The following is a 19,227-nucleotide window of genomic DNA, read 5'->3' on the forward strand; positions in this document are numbered from 1 at the left end:
AAACTTATCAGAAGTATATATTTTATTCAAGTATATAAATTTGAAAAGTATATTCACAATTTCAAACCTAATAGAAAAGCTGTTGCAATACCATCTGGTATCACAACAGCTTTTTGTTTATATCTAGCTTGTTGCATAAATCAAAGTTAGATATAGGCGAGCCATCGGTTTTCCCGCTTCTGCCTGTCCTGTGGGATCGGATCTGCTCTGGCTCTCTATCTCTCATAGTCGCACTCAAAAGGGGAAAACCTCTGGTATTTAGGTTGATTATGCGACATGCTCTATATCATCTATAACTTTGTTCTACTGCATCAAGGACAAGATCTTGCAGGTATCATATTCTGATACTGCTCGCTCCTGAGAGGGTACAAATCGTAAGAGATCCCATGCTGCGTAAGGGACTTTCAATGCATGCGGATCATCATATCGTTTTTCCCAATACTCCGGAGCTAATATAGTAGAGAAAGCCGGTGTCCTAACTTGCTTTTCTTCTATAAAATGAGGTTTCTGCCGGTTCAAAAACATTTGGAATCGGTGGTTTTTCATACCTGCTTTTGCCAAATCTGTATACCCTAATCGATCGAGTTCCTTTAAAGCTTGGGCATGGGTTATGCCATGTTCTAGTTCCCCACGAAAAAAATATTTTTTGCCATCTATGATTTGATCGGGAGCTACCAAATGTAATTCTGCAAAGGCTTGTTTCGCCATATCAAGTGTACTCTGATATGTAGGTATTCCTCTATCTTCTTCTATAGATAACTCTAAATAGTTGTCTATTCCCCAATAACGATCTGGTCGATCTTCTGCTGTTCGCTCTAGCATCTGTACGATCCCAGCTATTACACTTTTTGTTCTCATATGTGGGGCATCATGTAGTGCCTTTAAAGCTAGCACACCTAATGCTAAACCGTGTCCTGACGCAGTAAGTTGCTCGGTGTTTTTGGCGAGGCCAGATAAAACTAGTTCTAGTAAAGCAGAATCACTCTCTTCCTTTTCTAATGGTACAAACCAATCTGGATACATTTCACGATAATGCTCACCTGTACGTTCTATTCCTTCTAGTACATACTCTGGAAGTTTGTGTTCTTTATATAAATAATAACCTGCCAGTAACGCAGCACCAAAATGCCCATTAAACCACGAAAGTTGTCCTCCACGTGACATGCCCAATAGTCCTAACTCTAAGTATGAATCTAATTTCCTCATGGAAAGTACCTCCACCGTTGGTTAAAAGTGAATTTGCATTCTATAGAAAATTTCCTCTCTATCATGATAATAAAACCATTTATCCAAAAAAACAGGACCTGTATCTACTAAAACGTCAACTGATCGACGTCTAATGGAAACAGATCCTTGTTTTAAAATGTCTCACTTAATGCCATTTAGCTGTTTAAATATATCATCATGCTGTTTCTTGGATATCCTTTTGCTCTACTGCTGGTTTATCAAACAAATACTCGGTTACCGCATTTGTTTTTACTTTCTTCGCAAAAACAGGATGCAAAATCACCAGTGTTACTACATTTGCTACTAAACCCCAGAATCCTTCGTATATGCCAAACGAATTGCCAGTGGTATAAACATAATATGTCGTTGCTAGACCAACAACTAAACCGATAATGGTGGCTTCTCTCGTTTGCTTTTTCCAAAATAGGCTAAATACAACGGCTGGGAAGATCTGCACCATTCCTGATACACCTAAAAGTTGTAGAGATACGAGTGCGGTTGGGAACAACATACCAAACAATAGAGCAAGTCCGATTACAACAAACACCATCGAACGTGTAATAATAGTTAACTTTTTCGGTTGTACATTTGGATTGATCAAATCACGATAAATGTTGTTGGCAAATAGATTGGATGCACCAATTGCCATAATCGAACATGGGATCAAGGATGCTAGTGCAATGGTAGAAAATGCCAACCCTTGTCCAACACCACCATACGAAACTTGAATTAAATTCAGTAATGCAAAACGAGGGTTCGTCCCTTCTGGCAGTACAAGGTATGCGATAAATCCAAGAAAAATAACAAGAATTAACACAATATTATTTAATGGCAAGAAGATGGCATTCTTCCGAATAGCCTCTGCGTTTTTCGCTGTAAATACACCTGTAGTTGCATGTGCCCACATAAATAGTGCTAAGGCTGACACCAAAGAAGCTGTAATAAACCAAGGGATTCCTTTCGGTCCCTCTGTTGGAATGGTTAATAACTGTGGTGATTTCTCTACGAGAGTATCCATCATGCTACCCCAATTGCCAAAGTGGATGATTGGTAAGGATACAACCATAAATAACATAATTACCCAAACAAGAGTATCTTTAATAATGGCAGTATACGTAGGACCTTTAATTCCACTAAAAAATGTATATAAGGCTACGAGCAGGAAGGATACAATGACCACTACTTGTACATTAATAAATCCAGTTCCTGCTGCTTGAAGCGTATCTTGAATACCGCTTAGCTGTAAACAAATATAAGGAATGAGCATTAACACACCCACGATGGCAATTAATGCGGAAAGAAGTTTGCTGTCAAAACGTTCTCTTGCATAGTCTGCAAGTGTGGTGAACTTGTGTTTATTTGCGACTTTCCATAACTTTGGAAGAAAAAAGTAAGAGACAAAAAAAGCTAAAACGGAATACGGAATCGCAAAGAATGCTAGGCTTCCAGCTTTGAAAGCCGTGCTCGTTAGCCCTAAAAACGTGTATGCTGTATATAAGTCTGCACCAATTAATAACCAAACGAGTAGCCCGCCAAATCGTCTGCCACCTACAGACCATTCTTCTACTGAGCTTCTTGCAGATTTATCACGACCTGCTAAAAAGCCTATTAGCACAACTGTTATGATGATAAAACTAGTGATTAGTAGTGCTGTCAAATTCCCCTGCATTTATTCATCTCTCCCTTCTGATTTTTGGATCCTGTAAATTCCCCATGTACATAAAGGTGTCAAAATAATCCATAGCAACAGCCAAAAATGTAGGAATGGCAATCCTATAATAATCGGCTCAATTTTATTTACAAACGGAAGTACAGCTAATTGCGAAAGAAAAGGAATCAGAACTAATAAAAAAACTATCAACTTCTTAACCATTACTTGATCAATCCTCCCGTTGTCATAATTATCAAAATTTTCTGATTCAACTAGGTGAAAATAATGTCCTATATGCAGATTTCACCCGAAAAATAACTAGATGGAAACTAGTATTTCTCGAATTATAATAACTTTTATTATGTTTTACAAGTTTTTTATTAAATATTAATATTTAGTATGCGTTTTCAAAAATACGAGGATTATTTTTCTTATTTTAAAAAAGCGCTACTATTTCCCTACCTATAGTACAATCACCCCCTTTTTCAATAAAGATAGTTCATTTATATCAATCTCTCATTTCATCATTTTCATATTGTAAGAAAGTGAGGTTTTATATCATCAGAAAAAGGATGTGTTGATGATTGAATAACACCCCAACTAAAAAAGAAATTTTACAAGCATACGGAAAACTACCTCTTTCCTTTATCCCAAATAAAGGACAAAAAGAGGCACGAGTACAGTACTATACCCAATCGAAAGGATTCCAGTGTCACTTTATGACCAACGAAGTGCTCCTCACTTTTTTTGAATCCTCGACCGAAACTCCCCAAACAAACTTATCCGAACCATATCTAATTCAACAACTTGCCCAACCACAAATGGAACGAAAAATCAAAGGAATTACATTAGCTTTGCGTTTTATCCATGCAAATCCGCAGGTGAAGATCGAAGCAAGAGAAAAAACAGACGGAAAAGTTCATTATCTAAACAGGAAAGATTCTGGAAATTGGCAGACGGATCTCTCCATATATAAAGAAGTGGTATATCGCCAGTTGTGGCCTGGGGTGGATCTTGTTTTCAAAGGGGAAAACGGCAAACTTAAATATGACCTGATTGTCCAACCTGGGGCTGACTTAAACCAAATTCAATTCGCTTACGTTGGCGGAGATGAAATAGAACTAGACCAACAAGGAAATTTACAGGTTTCCACACCGTATGGTGTCTATCAAGAGCAAAAGCCTATCAGTTATCAAGAGGTTGCAGGAGAAAGAAAAGAAGTGAATAGCCAATTTCAACTAGTAGGGGATAGGGTCTTTGGTTTTGCATTAGGAACAGATTATGATCCTAACTTCCCGCTCGTGATCGATCCCACTCTCGGCTACTCTACTCTTTTGGGTGGAAGTAGTGATGATCTTGCATTTGGGATTGATATCGATTTGATTGGCAATGCCTATGTAACTGGATCAACATTATCAACCAATTTCCCTTTTACTCCAGGGGCTTTTGATACCACATACAATGGAAACGGAGATGCTTTTGTCACCAAGTTAAACACACTGGGTAATGCACTGGTATATTCCACTTTTATCGGTGGAAGTGGCGTTGATCAAGCTCTTGCTATTGCAGTAGATAATTTTGGGCAGGCTTATATAACTGGTTCTACCAATTCAACTGATTTTCCCTTTACAGTAGGTGCTGTTGATACGTCACCAAATGGTGGATTTGATGCTTTTGTTACCAAATTAAATATATTTGGCAATGCGCTCGTATACTCCACTTATTTAGGAGGAAGCGGAGAGGACGTGGGACGTGGTATTGCAGTAGACCTGTTTGGCAATGCGTATGTCACTGGAAGAACGAATTCGACTAATTTTCCTTTTACCCCTGGTGCTTTTAGCACTACCAATAGTGGTGGAACTGATGCTTTTGTCACCAAGATCAATCCTAGTGGGAGTGCGTTAGTATATTCCACTTATCTAGGTGGTGTTGGCGGAGATGAGGCAAGAGCGATTGCCGTGGATCAATTTGGCAATGCCTATGTCGCCGGGATCACTGCCGCGCCTTTCCCCGTCACTCCTGGTGCGTTTGACACTACCCCAAATGGTGGGACTGACGGTTTTGTTAGCAAATTAAACCCTAGTGGAAGCGCCCTCGTATACTCTACCTATCTCGGTGGAAATGCAAACGACTCTATAGATGGGATTGCCGTAGACCAGGCTGGAAACGCATACGTTACTGGTGGGACAAACTCAAATGATTTCCCTGTAACTGAATTCGCTTATGATGTCGTATTCAATGGATTTTCTGATGCTTTTGTCACCAAACTAAATCCACAAGGAACTGCCCTCCTATATTCTACCTATCTAGGAGGAGGTGGAACTGACTTTGGCATTAGCATTGCAGTTGATGCCTTTGGGCATGCCTATGTGACAGGAACTACTGGTTCAGAAAACTTCCCTACAACACCCAATGCCTTTGATGTCACCTATAACGGAAGCGGGGATGTTTTTATCGCCCGAATTAATACCAATGTGCTTAGTCCGAATGATTCACTTGTTAGCTCCTCTTATGTAGGTGGTACAGGTTTTGATACAGCAACAGGTATTGCTGTCAACCTTTTTGGGCAGGTGTTTATCTCCGGAGCAACCAGTCCCTCTTTGGGGGCTAATCCTGTTCCGTTCCCAACTACTCCTAATGCTTTTGATCGCACCTTTAATGGTGGAGGATTTGATGCGTTTGTTTTGCGGATCCAACTCTAAAAGATAACAAGAAGAATCGACTTTCCAAAAAGGAGAGTCGATTCTTCTTGTTTGTCTATGACGAAACTCTCGTCCGTTTAGATTGCATAAATAACAGAAACAGTGCTAGTAACGTATATATGATTAACAGACCAATGCCAATCCAATTACTCAGCTCGTTTTCATAGCCCGTATCAGGGTCAAAGATAAACATACAGAAACGGTAGATAAAGGATGTAGGTACGATATAAGAAAAGTCGGCTCCTAGCACGATCGTAGTAGCAAAGAAGGAAGTAACTCCCAACACAATGACAGTGATGATATTTCTCGTAACATATGCTACTAACGAGGCGAGTGGAACAAGTGTTAGAAATAGAATGATCGAAGCTCCAGAGGTTAACGCCATTTGAGTAAGATCCGCACCACTGATACGATCATAGAAGGAAACCCAAAGTGTCAAAATCGTCATAGATGATTCAATATCGAGATACCTAATAGAAATAGTACGCATGCCAAAACTTTGGAGACAATCAGTGTAAATTTGCTATATGGATAAGACAACCAGTTTATAAAAGTACGGTTTTTGTACTCTAGGAAAAAAGCATATCCAGAAAATATAAACAGAACTGTTGGGAATAAGATTCCATATTGGTTAAACACGAAAATATAATATTTCTCCCAATCAGCAACTTTATCTGTAGTAAGTAATCCCACCGTATTTACAATATATGGGACGAAACTCAAGAAAACAATCAAGTAGGTGGACTTTAAGCGCCGTAACTTCATAAACTCATTTTTAATTAAAAGAGCCAACGAGAGACCCTCCTTCTTCTAATACCTTTAGATACAGATCCTCTAAATCTATTTTTTCCGTGTTCATTTCTTGTACTTCTACTTCATTAGCAGCAAGAAACTCTCTAAATTCTGGGTCCGTCATGTACGAAACAACTTCATATTTTTTGTTTCCAACCAAAACAAAGTCCATTTTCTTGGAAAGTTCTTTCACCCGATTCCATGAAATCTTATGATTGGTGGTAAATTGGTATAGAAAGGTCTCCTTGCCTTTCTCCAAGTGCTGAAAATGAGAGACTATTTCCCCTTTATTCATAAAAAGCAGTTCATCCGCTATTAAATCAACTTCCCGTAAGATATGGCTGGAGACGATAATACATATATCATCTTGTGATACTCTATTGAGTTATATCTCTCGAATCTCTTTCATTCCCTGCGGATCTAAACCGTTGGTTGGCTCATCTAATAAAAGTATTTTTGGGGTTATGTGCTAAAGCACGTGCTAGACCCAATCTTTGCTTCATCCCAAGAGAGGTTTGCGAAAATAATTTATAGTGTTGTTGATCCAAATTTACCAGTTTTAAGAGTTCCATCACTTTTTCATCCGTTATGGTCTGTTTCTCATATTGAAGATGCAAACTAATATTTTCATATAATGAGAGATTCTCATAAAACCCAGGATACTCAATGATGCTTCCTACCACCCAACAAATCTTTTTATCTATCTTTATTTGCTCATAGTTTAGTCAATAGGAAAATTAGCAAAAAATTTCTACTCCACAGTATGATAGATAGAAAATGTAGATAAACAAAAATTAATTCTTCCTTTATTTACAGACGATTTGGACTGTCAACAGTAAACTAGACAGTTTTTTTAAGGTGTATCAACTTGTACTCCATAGGGGTTAGATAGTCTAAGGTACTGTGAATACGAACATTGTTAAACCAGTTTACGTAGTCAAATAATTCTAACTCTAGTTGTTCCAGGCTTTTAAAACGAGCATTCTTAACAAACTCTGTTTTCATTATCTTAAACATAGCTTCTGCTACTGCATTATCATATGGTGAGCCTTTTAGGCTCAACGAGCGTTGGATCTGGAAGGTTTTGAGTGCTTCATCCATTAATTTGTTTTTAAACTCATTTCCTCTATCAGTATGGAAAAGTTGGACTTTTCGTAGGTCTTGTTTAATAGAAGAAAGAGCACGATACACTAGCTGTGCGTCTTTCTTAGGACCAGCACTATATCCAATAATCTCCCGATTGAAAAGATCAACAAAAACACAGATATAATGCCATGTTTGCTTCACTCGTACATATGTTAAATCGCTTACAATCACTTTTAATGCTTCATCTTGCTGAAACTTTCGATCCAACAAATTTGCATGATTTGACTCGTTACAGGTACTTCGGCTCTTTTTGAACTGAGCGATGGTGTACTTTGAAATAAGCCCTTGTTGGTTCATGATTCGTCCGATCCGTCTTCTAGAAATGATCCATCCCCGTTTTTTTAATTCCACTTTAATTTTTCGTGTACCATAGGTTTGACGGCTTTTTTGAAAGATGTCTACGATCACAGACGTGATCGTATCCTTCAAGGACTTTCTATTCTTTTTTTCATAATAGTAAGTGCTTCTAGGGAGTTGTAGGACTTCGCACATTGCTGATACTGAGTATTTGTGACAATTATTTCGGATCACATTTACTTTCGTCCCATGATCAGCGCGGCTTGCTTTAAAATATCGTTTTCCATTCGTAAACGTTGAAGCTCTTTCCGAAGCTGAATTAATTCAGCTTCTTCGGTTGTTCGGTTGTCCTTTTCTTTAAAGGAGCAACTGTTCTGACTCTGCCTGATCCACTTATCTACAGCAGATGGAGTAAGATCATACTCTTTGATAATTTCACTTCTTGGTTTCCCACTTTGATGCAATTGAACAATTTGGTGTTTAAACTCCTCGGTAAAAGTACGTCTTTTTCTTCTTGTCATAATCAATTCTCCTCGTTTCATGTCCCTTTGAAACAAGTGTAATTGACCTTATTTTTTCTGTCCAATAAACTGTAACCTATCCAATTTCCTATATTTTATACTTAGCATTACTTAGATCCTTCCCTCCGTGAAGTTAAACCGTGAGTTTGCTTTCACGGAGGGACTGGATCTAAGGGTATCTTTATTCCCCTTAAAGATCCAGTCTCATTTTTATAATGAGAGGGGATTAAAGATGTTTTCATTTTTAAAATTTGGTTTGTTTAATCTAGGAGAATATCCACTTTTTCGATCTGGTGCAAAACCTGCTATCTTTGGAGAGATCAGTGAATTCTCAAAACGATATCTCAAAAAATATCCTGTAGCTTATTTCAAAGGGATGAATGACGATCAGTTAGTAATGATTCATCAAACAGAAGAAGCAAGAGATCTATTTCAAAGCGAAATGGAGAATGTCTCTCTATTTAGCCCAGAGTTTCATGAAATCGTAGGTAGAACAATCGGAATCCCGAAAGCAGCCATTCCTCACTTTCAACTTCTAGCTGGTCACGTAAGGAAATACGACGCTCATTCAGACCTTGTCAAAATGTACTCTAACCATATGTGGTTGCGATGGCATGAAGTTGTATTTACATTTTCGGCAAATGATCTAGCAGAGGTATTACTAGAAGTCTACGAACTATATCAAAAAACGGATAAAAGATTAGCAAAAAAGCCTATACTCATTGGACATGATGTCCACAAAAGTGTAGCGTGGGATGATCAAGTGGAGATGTATTTTCGTAATGATCATGACCAAGAATTAAGTTTTCAATATGAATTAGATTTAGCCAACATTCCTGATAACATTGAAACCCTAAAACAAACCATCAAAGCACAATTAGCAAGTATATATCCGCACTTATATAACTAGTGTAGATATGACAGAGAAAGGAATCATCTTCTTTCTCTGTTCCTAAATTTAAATTAAAAAATAAAATTTACATAACAATAGCCTTTATTTTTCCACAACGGAAAAATAAAGGCTATTTTCGTTTTAAGATTTTTTGTCTGAATTTACATCAATAGGAATCGCTACTTTCATAGTAGCTCCACCTTCTTCACTGTTAAACGCCTCAATATTGCCACCATGTTTATGGACAATCGATTGCGCAATAAAAAGTCCTAGTCCTACGTGTCCTTCTTTACCTGTTCTAGAGCTATCTTCCCGGTAAAACTTCCGAAATAGTCTCTCGTAATTAGTCGACCCAAATCCTGGACCACTATCCTTTATTTCGAATATAACGTTCTCTTGCGTAATCATCGTATGCCACTTAATTTGCCCTTTTTCGGGAGTGTATCGAATGGCATTGGTAATGATATTATCCAATACTTGAGAAATACGATCATCATCCATATAGATTTGCTCTATATCGGAGTGTTGATCCACTGTATATAGAAAGTCAATTTCCTTTTTCTTACACAGCAGTTCAAACTCTTGTACCTTACGATCTAGAAATGTTTTGATATCTACCCACTCTGGTTGGATCTGAAAACCAGGTATTTCTACAAGGGACACCCCATGTAATTGATCTAATAATCGAATCGAACGTTGGGTATTGGTAAAAATGGTGTGTAAATACCGATCCAACCGATCCTGGTCTTTCTTGCTTCCTTCAATTAATCCTTCCGCATGACCATGAATAATAGTAAGTGGTGTCCTCAAGTCATGGGCAATTGCCGCCACCATCTCTTTCCGTTCCTCTTCTAACTCCCACTGTCTAACAAGCGATTTTTTTAGAGCCACTCTCATTTCTTCAAATGCTTGCACCAGTTGATTTAGTTCGTGTGACTCTTGAATGACAGGTAAAGAGAAATCCAAATTATTATGTTGAATACTTTTTGCCCCATCTATTAACTGGTAAAAAGGTCTCTCTAATTTCTTGCTAAACCTTCTCCCAAACAAATAGGAAAACAAATAAAAATAGATAAATGGACTACTAAGTGTGAGAAGTAACACCATGCTAATAATCCATTTAGATCCTACATCTGTAGAAGTTACACTTAGTTGATATTGTAGGAATATGGCTCCACTTAATTGATCATTTGGCTCAAACAATGGATACATTTTGATAATCCGACCATTTTTATGGATATCCGTATTGATTTTGGAGTATAAATCTTTGGTATTGTTGATGAATCGTTCTTGTATGCTGCCATATATAATACGCCCTGTTACATCCACAACTTGATAATCTATTCCTTCCAAAGGGATGATCGACTCAAGCTCTTTTTGTGCTTGTGGTGATAACAATTGATTTCCCTTCATTTGCACATAATCAACTATGGTTGGTATTTTCTTTTCATAATAGTTAGCTGGTCTAATCTGGTCCGGCATGATTGATACTCCAATAAGCACCATGAACCAAGTTAGCATGGTTGCAACTACACTACATACCAAACTAAGATGGAAGGATACAATAAACTGGGTTTTGAGCTTCGTACTATAAAGCCATTTTTTTAACTTTCCCATTTGTATCCTATTCCCCAAACCGTGGAGATGTACGATGGAGCATGGATTTTCGTTAATTTAGCCCTGATTTTTTTGATATGTTCCGTGATCGTAGACGAATCTCCTGTCGCATCGTATCCCCAAATTTTTTCGTACAAGTGCTCACGTGTAAATACTTGGCCTGGATGTAGTGCAAGGAAGTGAAATAGCTCAAATTCTTTTGATGTAAAAGCGATTGGTTGATTGTTATAAAGAACCTCATATCCCTCAAGATCGATCGTCAAATATCCAAAATGCAATCGATTGTACTTCTTGTCCCCAATTCTCTGTTCTCTTCGTAAGTGAGCAAAAATCCTCGTTTTTAATTCCTTCATACTAAATGGTTTAATTAAATAATCATCGCCACCAGCCATCAACCCTTTGATTCGATCTTGTTCCGATTGTTTTGCACTTAAAAAGAGGATCGGGGATGATACCGTCTTTCTAACTAGTTCACAAAGGATAAATCCATCCATTCCCGGCATCATGACATCGAGAACAATGAGGTCAGGCTCTACCTTCAGTTTCTTTAATGCTTCTGTCCCATCATAAGCTGTATAAACGTGATACCCTTCATCTGTAAGGGCATCCTTCATAAACGAAACGATATCTTGTTCATCATCTACTAGTAGTATTTTTGATTTGATCAAATTAGCCCATCCATTCTTTCTTTTTCCAAAGTCCTAGATTCATTATAATACTAACAATCAATAGAACGGATAGGGTAACAAGAAAACCTTCTGCATTGACATGACTTAGTTGTTGGAATATGGAATCTGTTACTGCAAGTAAAAAGATAAATTGATCTGATGCATAAATAGCACCAACTAAAACTCCTATATAGCCCACATAAGATAGGATCGGATTTGGCATAAGTACACTAATAAAACTGCCAACACTAATGAGCGACATATAGATAAGCAAAGCGATCCCATAAAAACGAAGTGTGTATAGAAATGCACCAAATGACGAAACCGCTTCATTTCCTAAAAATACTGTACTCTCTACATTCGGCATGGCAAATCGTCCAAACAAAGTTCCAGTTAACCACGTAATACAGATAATCGCCAATATAATAAAGTACTGTACTGACCATTTGGCTAAGAATAACTTCGCTCGACTAACGGGCCGAATGAGCACCATACGCAATGCACCCGATGTGTATTCCCCATTAAAGCTGTCGACAACAAGCATCGGGATTAGGATGAAATTAACAAAGAACGATATATCTCGGAAAAACAGCGTAGCAGCATTCAACGAATCCACTTGGACCGAATTTTCTGCATCGAAAAAGCCAGTCCTCATAGAGGATAAAAAGAGGCATTCAAGAGCCAGTAAACCAGCGTATACGATCAACAATACCATTGTTTTTTTCCTTTTAAACGTACGTTCGAATTCACTCCATACGATTTGCTTCATCAAGCACAACCCCCTATTAATAAAAACTATCTTTTCTTCTAACTACAAGAAGCGTCGCAAGACTAAAAATGACGATGTAACAGCCGAGTACCGTTAGATTCCAACCTATCAGTTGTGGGGATTCCGCAAGCATCATCGTGATCCCTTGCCATTGAATCATCGGGATGGAACTAAAAAAGATCTTCATATATACTGCCTTTTCAAGTAATCTGCTAAAGTATTCCAATATCATGGGATACGAAAAAGAGATTAGTAGAAAGGAAAGTCCTCCACCGATCGCGGTTGTGGTAGTCTTGCTAATCACTGCGATAAACACCAATACACAAATGAGCGCTACTACTGTCAGATAAGAGACTCCATAAAATAACAGATTGTAGAGAAGTCCATCTTGTAGAGTAACAAGTTGATCATGATAGAAAAGGTGATACATTTCAGGACTATCAAACATCACAAATCCAATCGAATAACTCAAGCAAAAATAGACTACAAAAAAGCTTAAGACGAAAAGAAGCAAAACGATCACTTTCGCTAATAATATCTTTCGGAAAGAATAGGTTCGAATCATCACCATTCGTAATTGTCCAGAGCGATATTCTTCTGTAATCAGTAACGTAATAAAGACTAGCAATATGGCATTAAACAATGTAAACAACATCTCGGCTAATCCAAGTACCGGAAAGTTACCGGCAAATGCATATTGGGCTAAATCGACTGAAGTCACTTCGTTTTGTTTTTGAAAATAAGTAGCAGCGGCAAACAATCCAACAGGAATTAGAGCAAAGATGATCCATGTAATCCTTCTCTTCCAAAGTCTCTCCCATTCAGCTCGTATAAGTTGCTTCATCTTGACACCAGCTCGATAAAAGCATCTTCCAAACTTTGCTCTTCGGATGCTAGTTTATTTAAATCTCCACTCCACATTAGCTGACCTTCACGAATCACAACCACTTGATCGCAAATCTTTTGTAGTTCATCTAACAAGTGACTGGAAATCAGGATCGTCTTTCCATATTCACGTTTTAATTTCATAATCAACTCACGTAATTCTCGAATCCCCATCGGATCCAAACCATTAGCCGGCTCATCCAGAATTAATAGATCAGGGTCACCTAATAATGCCTGAGCAATTCCCAATCGTTGCTTCATTCCGAGAGAATACGTTCGTACCAGATCATTTTCTCTACCATCTAGTCCAACTATTTCCAGAACATCATGAACTCTTTTCATTCTCTCTTGTTTTGATAAATTTCCATGTAGACGACTTAAGTTAACCAAGATATCGCGTCCCGTCATATAAGGGAAAAAGATCGGCGACTCGACAATTGCTCCCACCTGACTTAGTGCCTTTTCTCTATGTGAAACAACGTTTTGTTTATTGATCAAAATATCTCCTGATGTAGGCTTGATCAGTCCTGTTAACATGCGGATGATCGTGGTTTTCCCTGCTCCATTTGGACCCAACAAGCCACAAATTACACCTTCATCTACTTGAAAAGATACTTTATTGGTTAAAACTCGACCTCGAACCTTCTTCGTAATATTTTTTAGCTCTAATACAGTTTTCATGTAAAATCCCTCCTAAGAAGAATATAGGAGGGATTTATAAAGATTTTATAAAGTTGGCTAAAAATAATAAATAATTGCCTCCATAGAGACTAATTTTATGATATCCGATGGATATAGTCGTTTGAATCGCTCTGAAAATCCATCAGTTTTGCAAGGTTTAATCACCATGAAATACCATATTAATCTTGGCAAACTGCACCCAAAATAAAAAATGTATCTCAAAAGGCACCATTGATTAATAGGTTATAGTACTCTTCTTCCTCTAAGTCATTACTACTTTTTAAAATTTCAATTGTTGATTCCACACTATCCCTTACCATTGGAAATACTTCTTCTAAAGTATTAAAATCATGATCCTCTAGTCTATGTAATACAACAGACATAGTCGCTTCAATATAATCGCTGAGATGTTTTATAAATAAATTAATATTATAATGCACCTCTGCTGAGTGAACTATTGCATTTCGTACTCGATATAGACGCTGTAAATGCCGAACCACATTTTCTTTATGGAGTTCAATAACTTTTGAAGCCTTCTTTCCTTCACTCAATATCTCACTTAATTGTCTATACCTATAACCTAATAGAATGTTTACATTGTAGCAATTGGTAGTGATCCCTTCTTTTTTACTGTTATCTAATAGCAAAGGAAGAGCTTCATAAACTTTTAACCGACCAATCCGAATCGAATTTCCGCTTTCCTCTTCTAATATTTCTAAATTACACCTATTACAATCTTCTAAGAAATTTTTCACCAGACTATAGATATAATTGTGAGATGCTGTAGCTCCAACAACCATCTTTACATTGTCTATTCCACCATCTTTTTCTTTCGTTTGAACAAACGATTCCAATGCAATCCATAGGTTTAAAAAAGTAGATTGAGGTGCTAATGATTCTTCACTGATACGGTTAAACTCAAATAGACTCTTAATCTTTCGATTTATAGATTCACTATTACTTTTTTTAATTTGTAATCTTATCTTATCTAATAAAGTCTCTGGAGCATGATACTTCTTTTTATTTAATACTAATGATACATTAACATTCCTTGTAAATTGCCTTCCATCCGGCCATAACACAATTGGTGTTTTATTAATTTCAGGTAACACATACCCATAAAACCGAAGTATGTCTATTTTTTGTATAACTTGAAGCCAAGCAGAGTTAATCGCTGAATGCTGATCAAATACTCTCACTATTACACGAAGATATTCTCGATCGGAAGATATATGAGAGATTAATTTACTATCCGAATATTCCATCAAGACAGTATCTCCATTTAATAAATCAAGTTCGAAGTCTAACATCTTTGCTTGTAACCCTTTTGATGGAGGAGATTCAAAGCGGAATAGGCAAATATAGTCGTTTGGATCGCTTAAAATAGTCTTTATAAATATTTCCCATTTCTCGCTATCATCGCGTTGCGGTAATAAATTTTCCTTGATTAACTCATATAACTTTACTATTGACCAACCTTTCCCTAAAAGTTCACTTACTAAGATAAGAATAAGGTTGTCGATTTCTTTTAATTCCTTAACTTTTATATTACTGATAGATTCACTCTCGAATAACAATACTTTTATTCTTTTTACAATCCATTCTAAATAACAAGTATCAAGATATCGGATGACATAGCCTAACTGATATACAATTGAATGCATCTGAGGTTTTTGTGTTGCTTTTGGACACGAACTTAGGCTTCTTATAATAATCTTGTGGTGAGTTTTAGCTTCTCTTTTTAATAGATCATCAGATTCTACAATCGATCTCGCTTCGTCAATAACTAATTTCAAGTGATGATCATTACATTTGATATCACCATTTAGCATTCCTTCGCATACATAAACAACTTCTTTTAATGCTTGATGAGAATTTAGATATCTTACAGAATATTTACTATGTGTGTTAGTATTAAGTAATTCTAACCATCTTTGAATAAAAAAAATTTGATTGGTGTCAAAGTTGTTATTCTTATTAATATCTTTGTTATTCAAACCTTTTTCCAATTTAACACCTCATTGTTATTGACATTTTTTATAAACATGTATAAAATGATCAAACAAGAATAAAAATATTTTTGATAACAAAGGAGCTCCAATGGATTTGAGGATTTTCCCAACCCATTGATAAAGCTCCTTTTTTTATTTTACAACACATATCTTCTTCTTTCTTTTAAACACTTTTTCCACAGACTAACTTTCCCCATACTCTATCCTTCTTCCAATTAATTTACAAGTGTTAAGTTTCAGAAATAATCTCCTTTCTAATCCCCTCTCAAAATCAATTGTACAAATATAATAATCATTTAAAGATTACTACTTTTTTCTAACAGATTCTTCTATAGTAAACTATGTTTATATAAACAAGAGAGAGGGGAACATTCTTGACGACCATAGGAATTGATTTAGGTACAACCAATAGTTTGGTAGCCTATTGGACAGACCAAGGACCTGTTATTATACCAAATGTACTTGGAGAACGGCTGACACCATCTGTTGTGAGCATCGATGAGAACGGTGAAATTTTGGTGGGTCGCATAGCGCAAGAACGGCTTATTACCCACCCACTTGTCACAGCCTCCACATTTAAACGATTCATGGGAACTGAGAAAAAATATAACCTCGGCAAGCACTCCTTTTCCCCTGAAGAGCTCTCTTCCTTCGTTATAAAATCGTTAAAAGCAGATGCGGAAGCCTACTTAGGTGAATCGATCACCGAAGCGGTAATCAGTGTACCTGCTTATTTTAATGACACTCAACGAAAAGCAACGAAGTATGCTGCGGAGATTGCTGGCTTAAAGGTAGAACGGCTTATTAGTGAACCTACGGCAGCAGCGATCGCCTATGGTCTACATCAGGAACAATCCGAAACCAAATTTCTCGTATTTGACTTGGGTGGTGGTACCTTTGACGTCTCCATCCTAGAATTTTTCGAAGGCATTATGGATGTTAAATCGATCGCTGGGGACAACTTCCTCGGCGGAGAAGACTTTACGGAACTCTTAGTCTCCCATTTTATCGAGACTCATAAAATCGAGGTGAATTCCTTAGATTCGAAAACAAGATCCTCGATACATAAACAGGCGGAATTATGTAAGTATGCATTGGGGCAAGAGTCATTCGGAAAGATGAGCATTGTAATCGACGACAAACCATATGAAATCCAGCTTCATCGTACTGAATTTGAAAAATTGGCACACCCGCTTTTAGTACGTTTGCGTCAGCCTATTGAACGAGCTCTGCGAGATGCCTCCTTGTCCTCCAAAGATCTCGATGCGGTGATTCTAATCGGAGGCGCAACCCGAATGCCGCTTATCAAGTCCGTTATCGCCAAAATGTTTGGGCGAATGCCATATACCAATATCAATCCTGATGAAGCAGTCGCATTGGGCACTGCGATTCAAGTAGCTCTGAAGCAACGAAACCAAGCATTAGAAGAAATGGTGTTAACTGATGTTTGCCCATATTCACTGGGGACAGATATTTCGCAGGAATTGGGGAGTGGCAAAATAGAAAGCGGATATTTCTTCCCTATTATTGAACGTAATACTCCTATTCCGGTCAGCCGCATTGAGCGGTTCCATACGATGCACGATAATCAAAAAATAGTAAGTATTGGGATCTACCAAGGGGAAAGCCGTCGAGTAGCAAATAATATTAAACTTGGTGAACTAAAAGTTACCGTTCCGCCAGGTCCTGCGGGTAGTCAAACAGTGGACGTGCGGTATACCTACGATATTAACGGTATTCTTGAAGTGGAAGTAATTAGTTCCTCTACAGGGGAGAAAAAACGAACCATTATTGAAAAAAACGAAGGTACGCTCACGAAAGAAGAGATCGAAGCACGGCTACTAGAACTACAAGATATTAAAGTTCACCCACGGGATCGAACGGAAAACAGGCTGCTTCTCGCCAAAGGAGAACGGCTCTATGAAGAAGCTATTGGCGATATGCGGAAACAAATTATGTTTATCTTACAGCAATTCGAAAGCGTCCTTGCCACCCAAAACGATCGAGAAATTAAGAAAGCAGCGGAAATATTGAAAGAACAGCTGGAACTGATTGAAAAGAGGATGGAAACCCTATGACCATTTGGAAAATATTAGGGATCGAGCCTACAGAAAACCTTTCGGTCATTAAAAGAGCTTATGCCAAAAAACTAAAAGTCCATCACCCCGAGGATGATCCCGAAGGCTATCAAAAACTCAGGGAAGCCTATGACAGTGCAATCAAACAGGCAAAAATGATGCTCGTCCAACCGGCATCACTCGAATACGAAGAACCAGATGAGGTTGAATTGGAAGAGGCGCTACCTAACAGAATCAATCTTACAAGTGATATTGACTTTGATTCTCAGCCAAAGCATCCTCTCGATGTATTTATGCAAGAAGTAGAGGAACTATATGCTGATTTCTTTTCCCGTATCAACTCTGACAAGTGGAAGAAACTACTGGATTCAGACATTGTTTGGAATGTAGAACAGAACGAAGCTCTCCAAGACCGATTAATCTATTTCTTGGAGGATCATCACTATCTACCTCAACCCATTTGGGAACTATTTGATAGCATGTTTCATTGGAGCGATCAGGAAAATGAGCTGGACCATCGATACGATGAGGAGTTCATTGAATATGTACGACGGCAGATCAACGGCACGAGAGAAATGCGCTACGACTTTTTTAAGAAAATAGACAACCTAGATTATGAAGAGTTCCTTGAACTACGGGAAAAAGCACAAAGTGCCCTAATGATTAATGATCTAGATGATGCAAAAGATTATCTTGACGAAGCATTTCAACTCTATCCAGATGATCCCGACCTGCTTTTGATGCAAGGGAGTTATTATCTACGGAATAAGGATACTGATCAAGCATTAGAGTCGTTCAACCATGTACTTCGTATTCACCCAGACGATCTCGATGCACGTAAACATAGAGCTCGTATTCGGTACAATTCGGACCAGTTCTCCAAAGCCATAGAGGATTGCGAACATATTCTTTCCCTCTTACCTGAAAATACAGATGCGTTATCCCTCATCGGAAAAAGTTATATGAAACTAGGTGACATAGAGAACGCCAAGCAACGATTTACCAAAGTGTTAGAGTTAGATCTATTCCATATTGAAGCTCGCATATTATTAAATGAGATTAGCAATCCAACCACGAGTGGAATAAAACCTACTAATCAAAAAAACCAATGGATTAGCACTTTATTTTATTATCTTTTGATGTTGATGAGGAGAAGTTGGGTATATGTATTGCCTTATTTTATATTGACAATGATCATCCCAGATCCATATGACCTTCTCCTTCTCATTCCGTTTCTCTGGGAAGCTTGGAAATCTTATCGCACCTTTGTATTTTGAATAAAATTTACT

General features: G+C 37.6%; 18 protein-coding genes. 4 read left to right on the top strand and 14 right to left on the bottom strand.

Translation table 11 applies throughout. The features are described 5' to 3' along the window. Positions 1-303 precede the first annotated feature (303 nt). From VJ09_RS09190 to VJ09_RS09200, 3 genes are all read right to left on the bottom strand, one after another. Entirely contained in the window at positions 304-1,206 is a 903-nt protein-coding gene (locus tag VJ09_RS09190; protein WP_044641191.1) for a hypothetical protein, read from the bottom strand. A 196-nt stretch (positions 1,207-1,402) separates the two neighbouring features. Beyond that, positions 1,403-2,896 carry a sodium:solute symporter family protein gene (locus VJ09_RS09195; protein ID WP_044641192.1) on the bottom strand — a complete coding sequence of 498 codons (1,494 nt, stop codon included), beginning with the start codon at positions 2,894-2,896 and terminating at the stop codon, positions 1,403-1,405. Further along, complete coding sequence (locus tag VJ09_RS09200) at positions 2,897-3,100, bottom strand: DUF3311 domain-containing protein (RefSeq protein ID WP_044641193.1); 204 nt, start codon at positions 3,098-3,100, stop codon at positions 2,897-2,899. It lies immediately after the preceding gene. Between the two features lie 362 nt (positions 3,101-3,462). Here VJ09_RS09200 and VJ09_RS09205 point away from each other — a divergent pair, with 362 nt between their 5' ends. Next, positions 3,463-5,580: a DUF7948 domain-containing protein gene (locus tag VJ09_RS09205; RefSeq protein ID WP_052807314.1), complete on the top strand. Its 2,118-nt coding sequence runs from the start codon at positions 3,463-3,465 to the stop codon at positions 5,578-5,580. A gap of 55 nt (positions 5,581-5,635) precedes the next feature. Here the strand turns inward: VJ09_RS09205 and VJ09_RS17605 are convergent, their stop codons facing one another. The 5 genes from VJ09_RS17605 to VJ09_RS09220 form a co-directional block, all read right to left on the bottom strand. Further along, the gene (locus VJ09_RS17605; RefSeq protein WP_187118708.1) at positions 5,636-6,070 is read right to left on the bottom strand and encodes a hypothetical protein; all 435 of its coding nucleotides are present in this window, start codon (positions 6,068-6,070) and stop codon (positions 5,636-5,638) included. Continuing rightward, complete coding sequence (locus tag VJ09_RS19160) at positions 6,025-6,345, bottom strand: ABC transporter permease (protein WP_407689988.1); 321 nt, start codon at positions 6,343-6,345, stop codon at positions 6,025-6,027. Before VJ09_RS19160 ends, VJ09_RS17605 begins: the two co-directional genes overlap by 46 nt. A gap of 10 nt (positions 6,346-6,355) precedes the next feature. Further along, positions 6,356-6,667 carry a hypothetical protein gene (locus VJ09_RS17615; RefSeq protein WP_052807317.1) on the bottom strand — a complete coding sequence of 104 codons (312 nt, stop codon included), beginning with the start codon at positions 6,665-6,667 and terminating at the stop codon, positions 6,356-6,358. 142 nt (positions 6,668-6,809) lie between these two features. Continuing rightward, positions 6,810-7,055 carry an ATP-binding cassette domain-containing protein gene (locus VJ09_RS19165; protein WP_052807318.1) on the bottom strand — a complete coding sequence of 82 codons (246 nt, stop codon included), beginning with the start codon at positions 7,053-7,055 and terminating at the stop codon, positions 6,810-6,812. Between the two features lie 157 nt (positions 7,056-7,212). Then, positions 7,213-8,336, bottom strand: a protein-coding gene (locus VJ09_RS09220; RefSeq protein WP_187118693.1) for an IS3 family transposase whose coding sequence is annotated in 2 segments (ribosomal slippage) — positions 7,213-8,087 and positions 8,087-8,336 — 1,125 coding nt in all. Because the reading frame shifts where the segments join, the coding sequence is not laid out codon by codon here. A gap of 232 nt (positions 8,337-8,568) precedes the next feature. Here VJ09_RS09220 and VJ09_RS09230 point away from each other — a divergent pair. Then, entirely contained in the window at positions 8,569-9,246 is a 678-nt protein-coding gene (locus VJ09_RS09230) for a hypothetical protein (RefSeq protein WP_044641195.1), read from the top strand. Positions 9,247-9,369: 123 nt separating this feature from the next. Here VJ09_RS09230 and VJ09_RS09235 read toward each other — a convergent pair whose 3' ends face one another. From VJ09_RS09235 to VJ09_RS09260, 6 genes are all read right to left on the bottom strand, one after another. Further along, positions 9,370-10,845: a sensor histidine kinase gene (locus tag VJ09_RS09235; RefSeq protein WP_044641196.1), complete on the bottom strand. Its 1,476-nt coding sequence runs from the start codon at positions 10,843-10,845 to the stop codon at positions 9,370-9,372. Beyond that, a complete protein-coding gene (locus VJ09_RS09240) occupies positions 10,833-11,510 on the bottom strand; it encodes a response regulator transcription factor (RefSeq protein WP_082050526.1) in 678 nt (225 codons plus the stop codon). The genes VJ09_RS09235 and VJ09_RS09240 overlap by 13 nt, the downstream gene beginning before the upstream one ends. 4 nt (positions 11,511-11,514) lie before the next feature. Further along, on the bottom strand, positions 11,515-12,282 hold the full coding sequence (locus VJ09_RS09245) for an ABC transporter permease (RefSeq protein WP_044641197.1): 768 nt from the start codon (positions 12,280-12,282) through the stop codon (positions 11,515-11,517). Positions 12,283-12,298: 16 nt separating this feature from the next. Next, positions 12,299-13,126 (bottom strand): ABC transporter permease, encoded by an 828-nt coding sequence (locus VJ09_RS09250; protein ID WP_044641198.1) that lies wholly within the window; start codon positions 13,124-13,126, stop codon positions 12,299-12,301. Further along, the gene (locus VJ09_RS09255; RefSeq protein WP_044641199.1) at positions 13,123-13,848 is read right to left on the bottom strand and encodes an ABC transporter ATP-binding protein; all 726 of its coding nucleotides are present in this window, start codon (positions 13,846-13,848) and stop codon (positions 13,123-13,125) included. The genes VJ09_RS09250 and VJ09_RS09255 overlap by 4 nt, the downstream gene beginning before the upstream one ends. Before the next feature lie 218 nt (positions 13,849-14,066). Then, positions 14,067-15,857, bottom strand: coding sequence for a hypothetical protein (locus tag VJ09_RS09260; protein WP_044641200.1), 1,791 nt, complete (start codon positions 15,855-15,857; stop codon positions 14,067-14,069). Positions 15,858-16,234: 377 nt separating this feature from the next. Here VJ09_RS09260 and VJ09_RS09265 point away from each other — a divergent pair, with 377 nt between their 5' ends. Both VJ09_RS09265 and VJ09_RS09270 read left to right on the top strand, forming a co-directional pair. Further along, positions 16,235-17,938: a molecular chaperone HscC gene (locus tag VJ09_RS09265; RefSeq protein ID WP_044641201.1), complete on the top strand. Its 1,704-nt coding sequence runs from the start codon at positions 16,235-16,237 to the stop codon at positions 17,936-17,938. Continuing rightward, the gene (locus VJ09_RS09270; RefSeq protein WP_044641202.1) at positions 17,935-19,215 is read left to right on the top strand and encodes a J domain-containing protein; all 1,281 of its coding nucleotides are present in this window, start codon (positions 17,935-17,937) and stop codon (positions 19,213-19,215) included. Before VJ09_RS09265 ends, VJ09_RS09270 begins: the two co-directional genes overlap by 4 nt. The last annotated feature ends 12 nt before the right edge of the window (positions 19,216-19,227 follow it).

The sequence above is a fragment of the Risungbinella massiliensis genome (assembly GCF_000942395.1).
Classification (GTDB): Bacteria; Bacillota; Bacilli; order Thermoactinomycetales; family Thermoactinomycetaceae; genus Risungbinella; species Risungbinella massiliensis.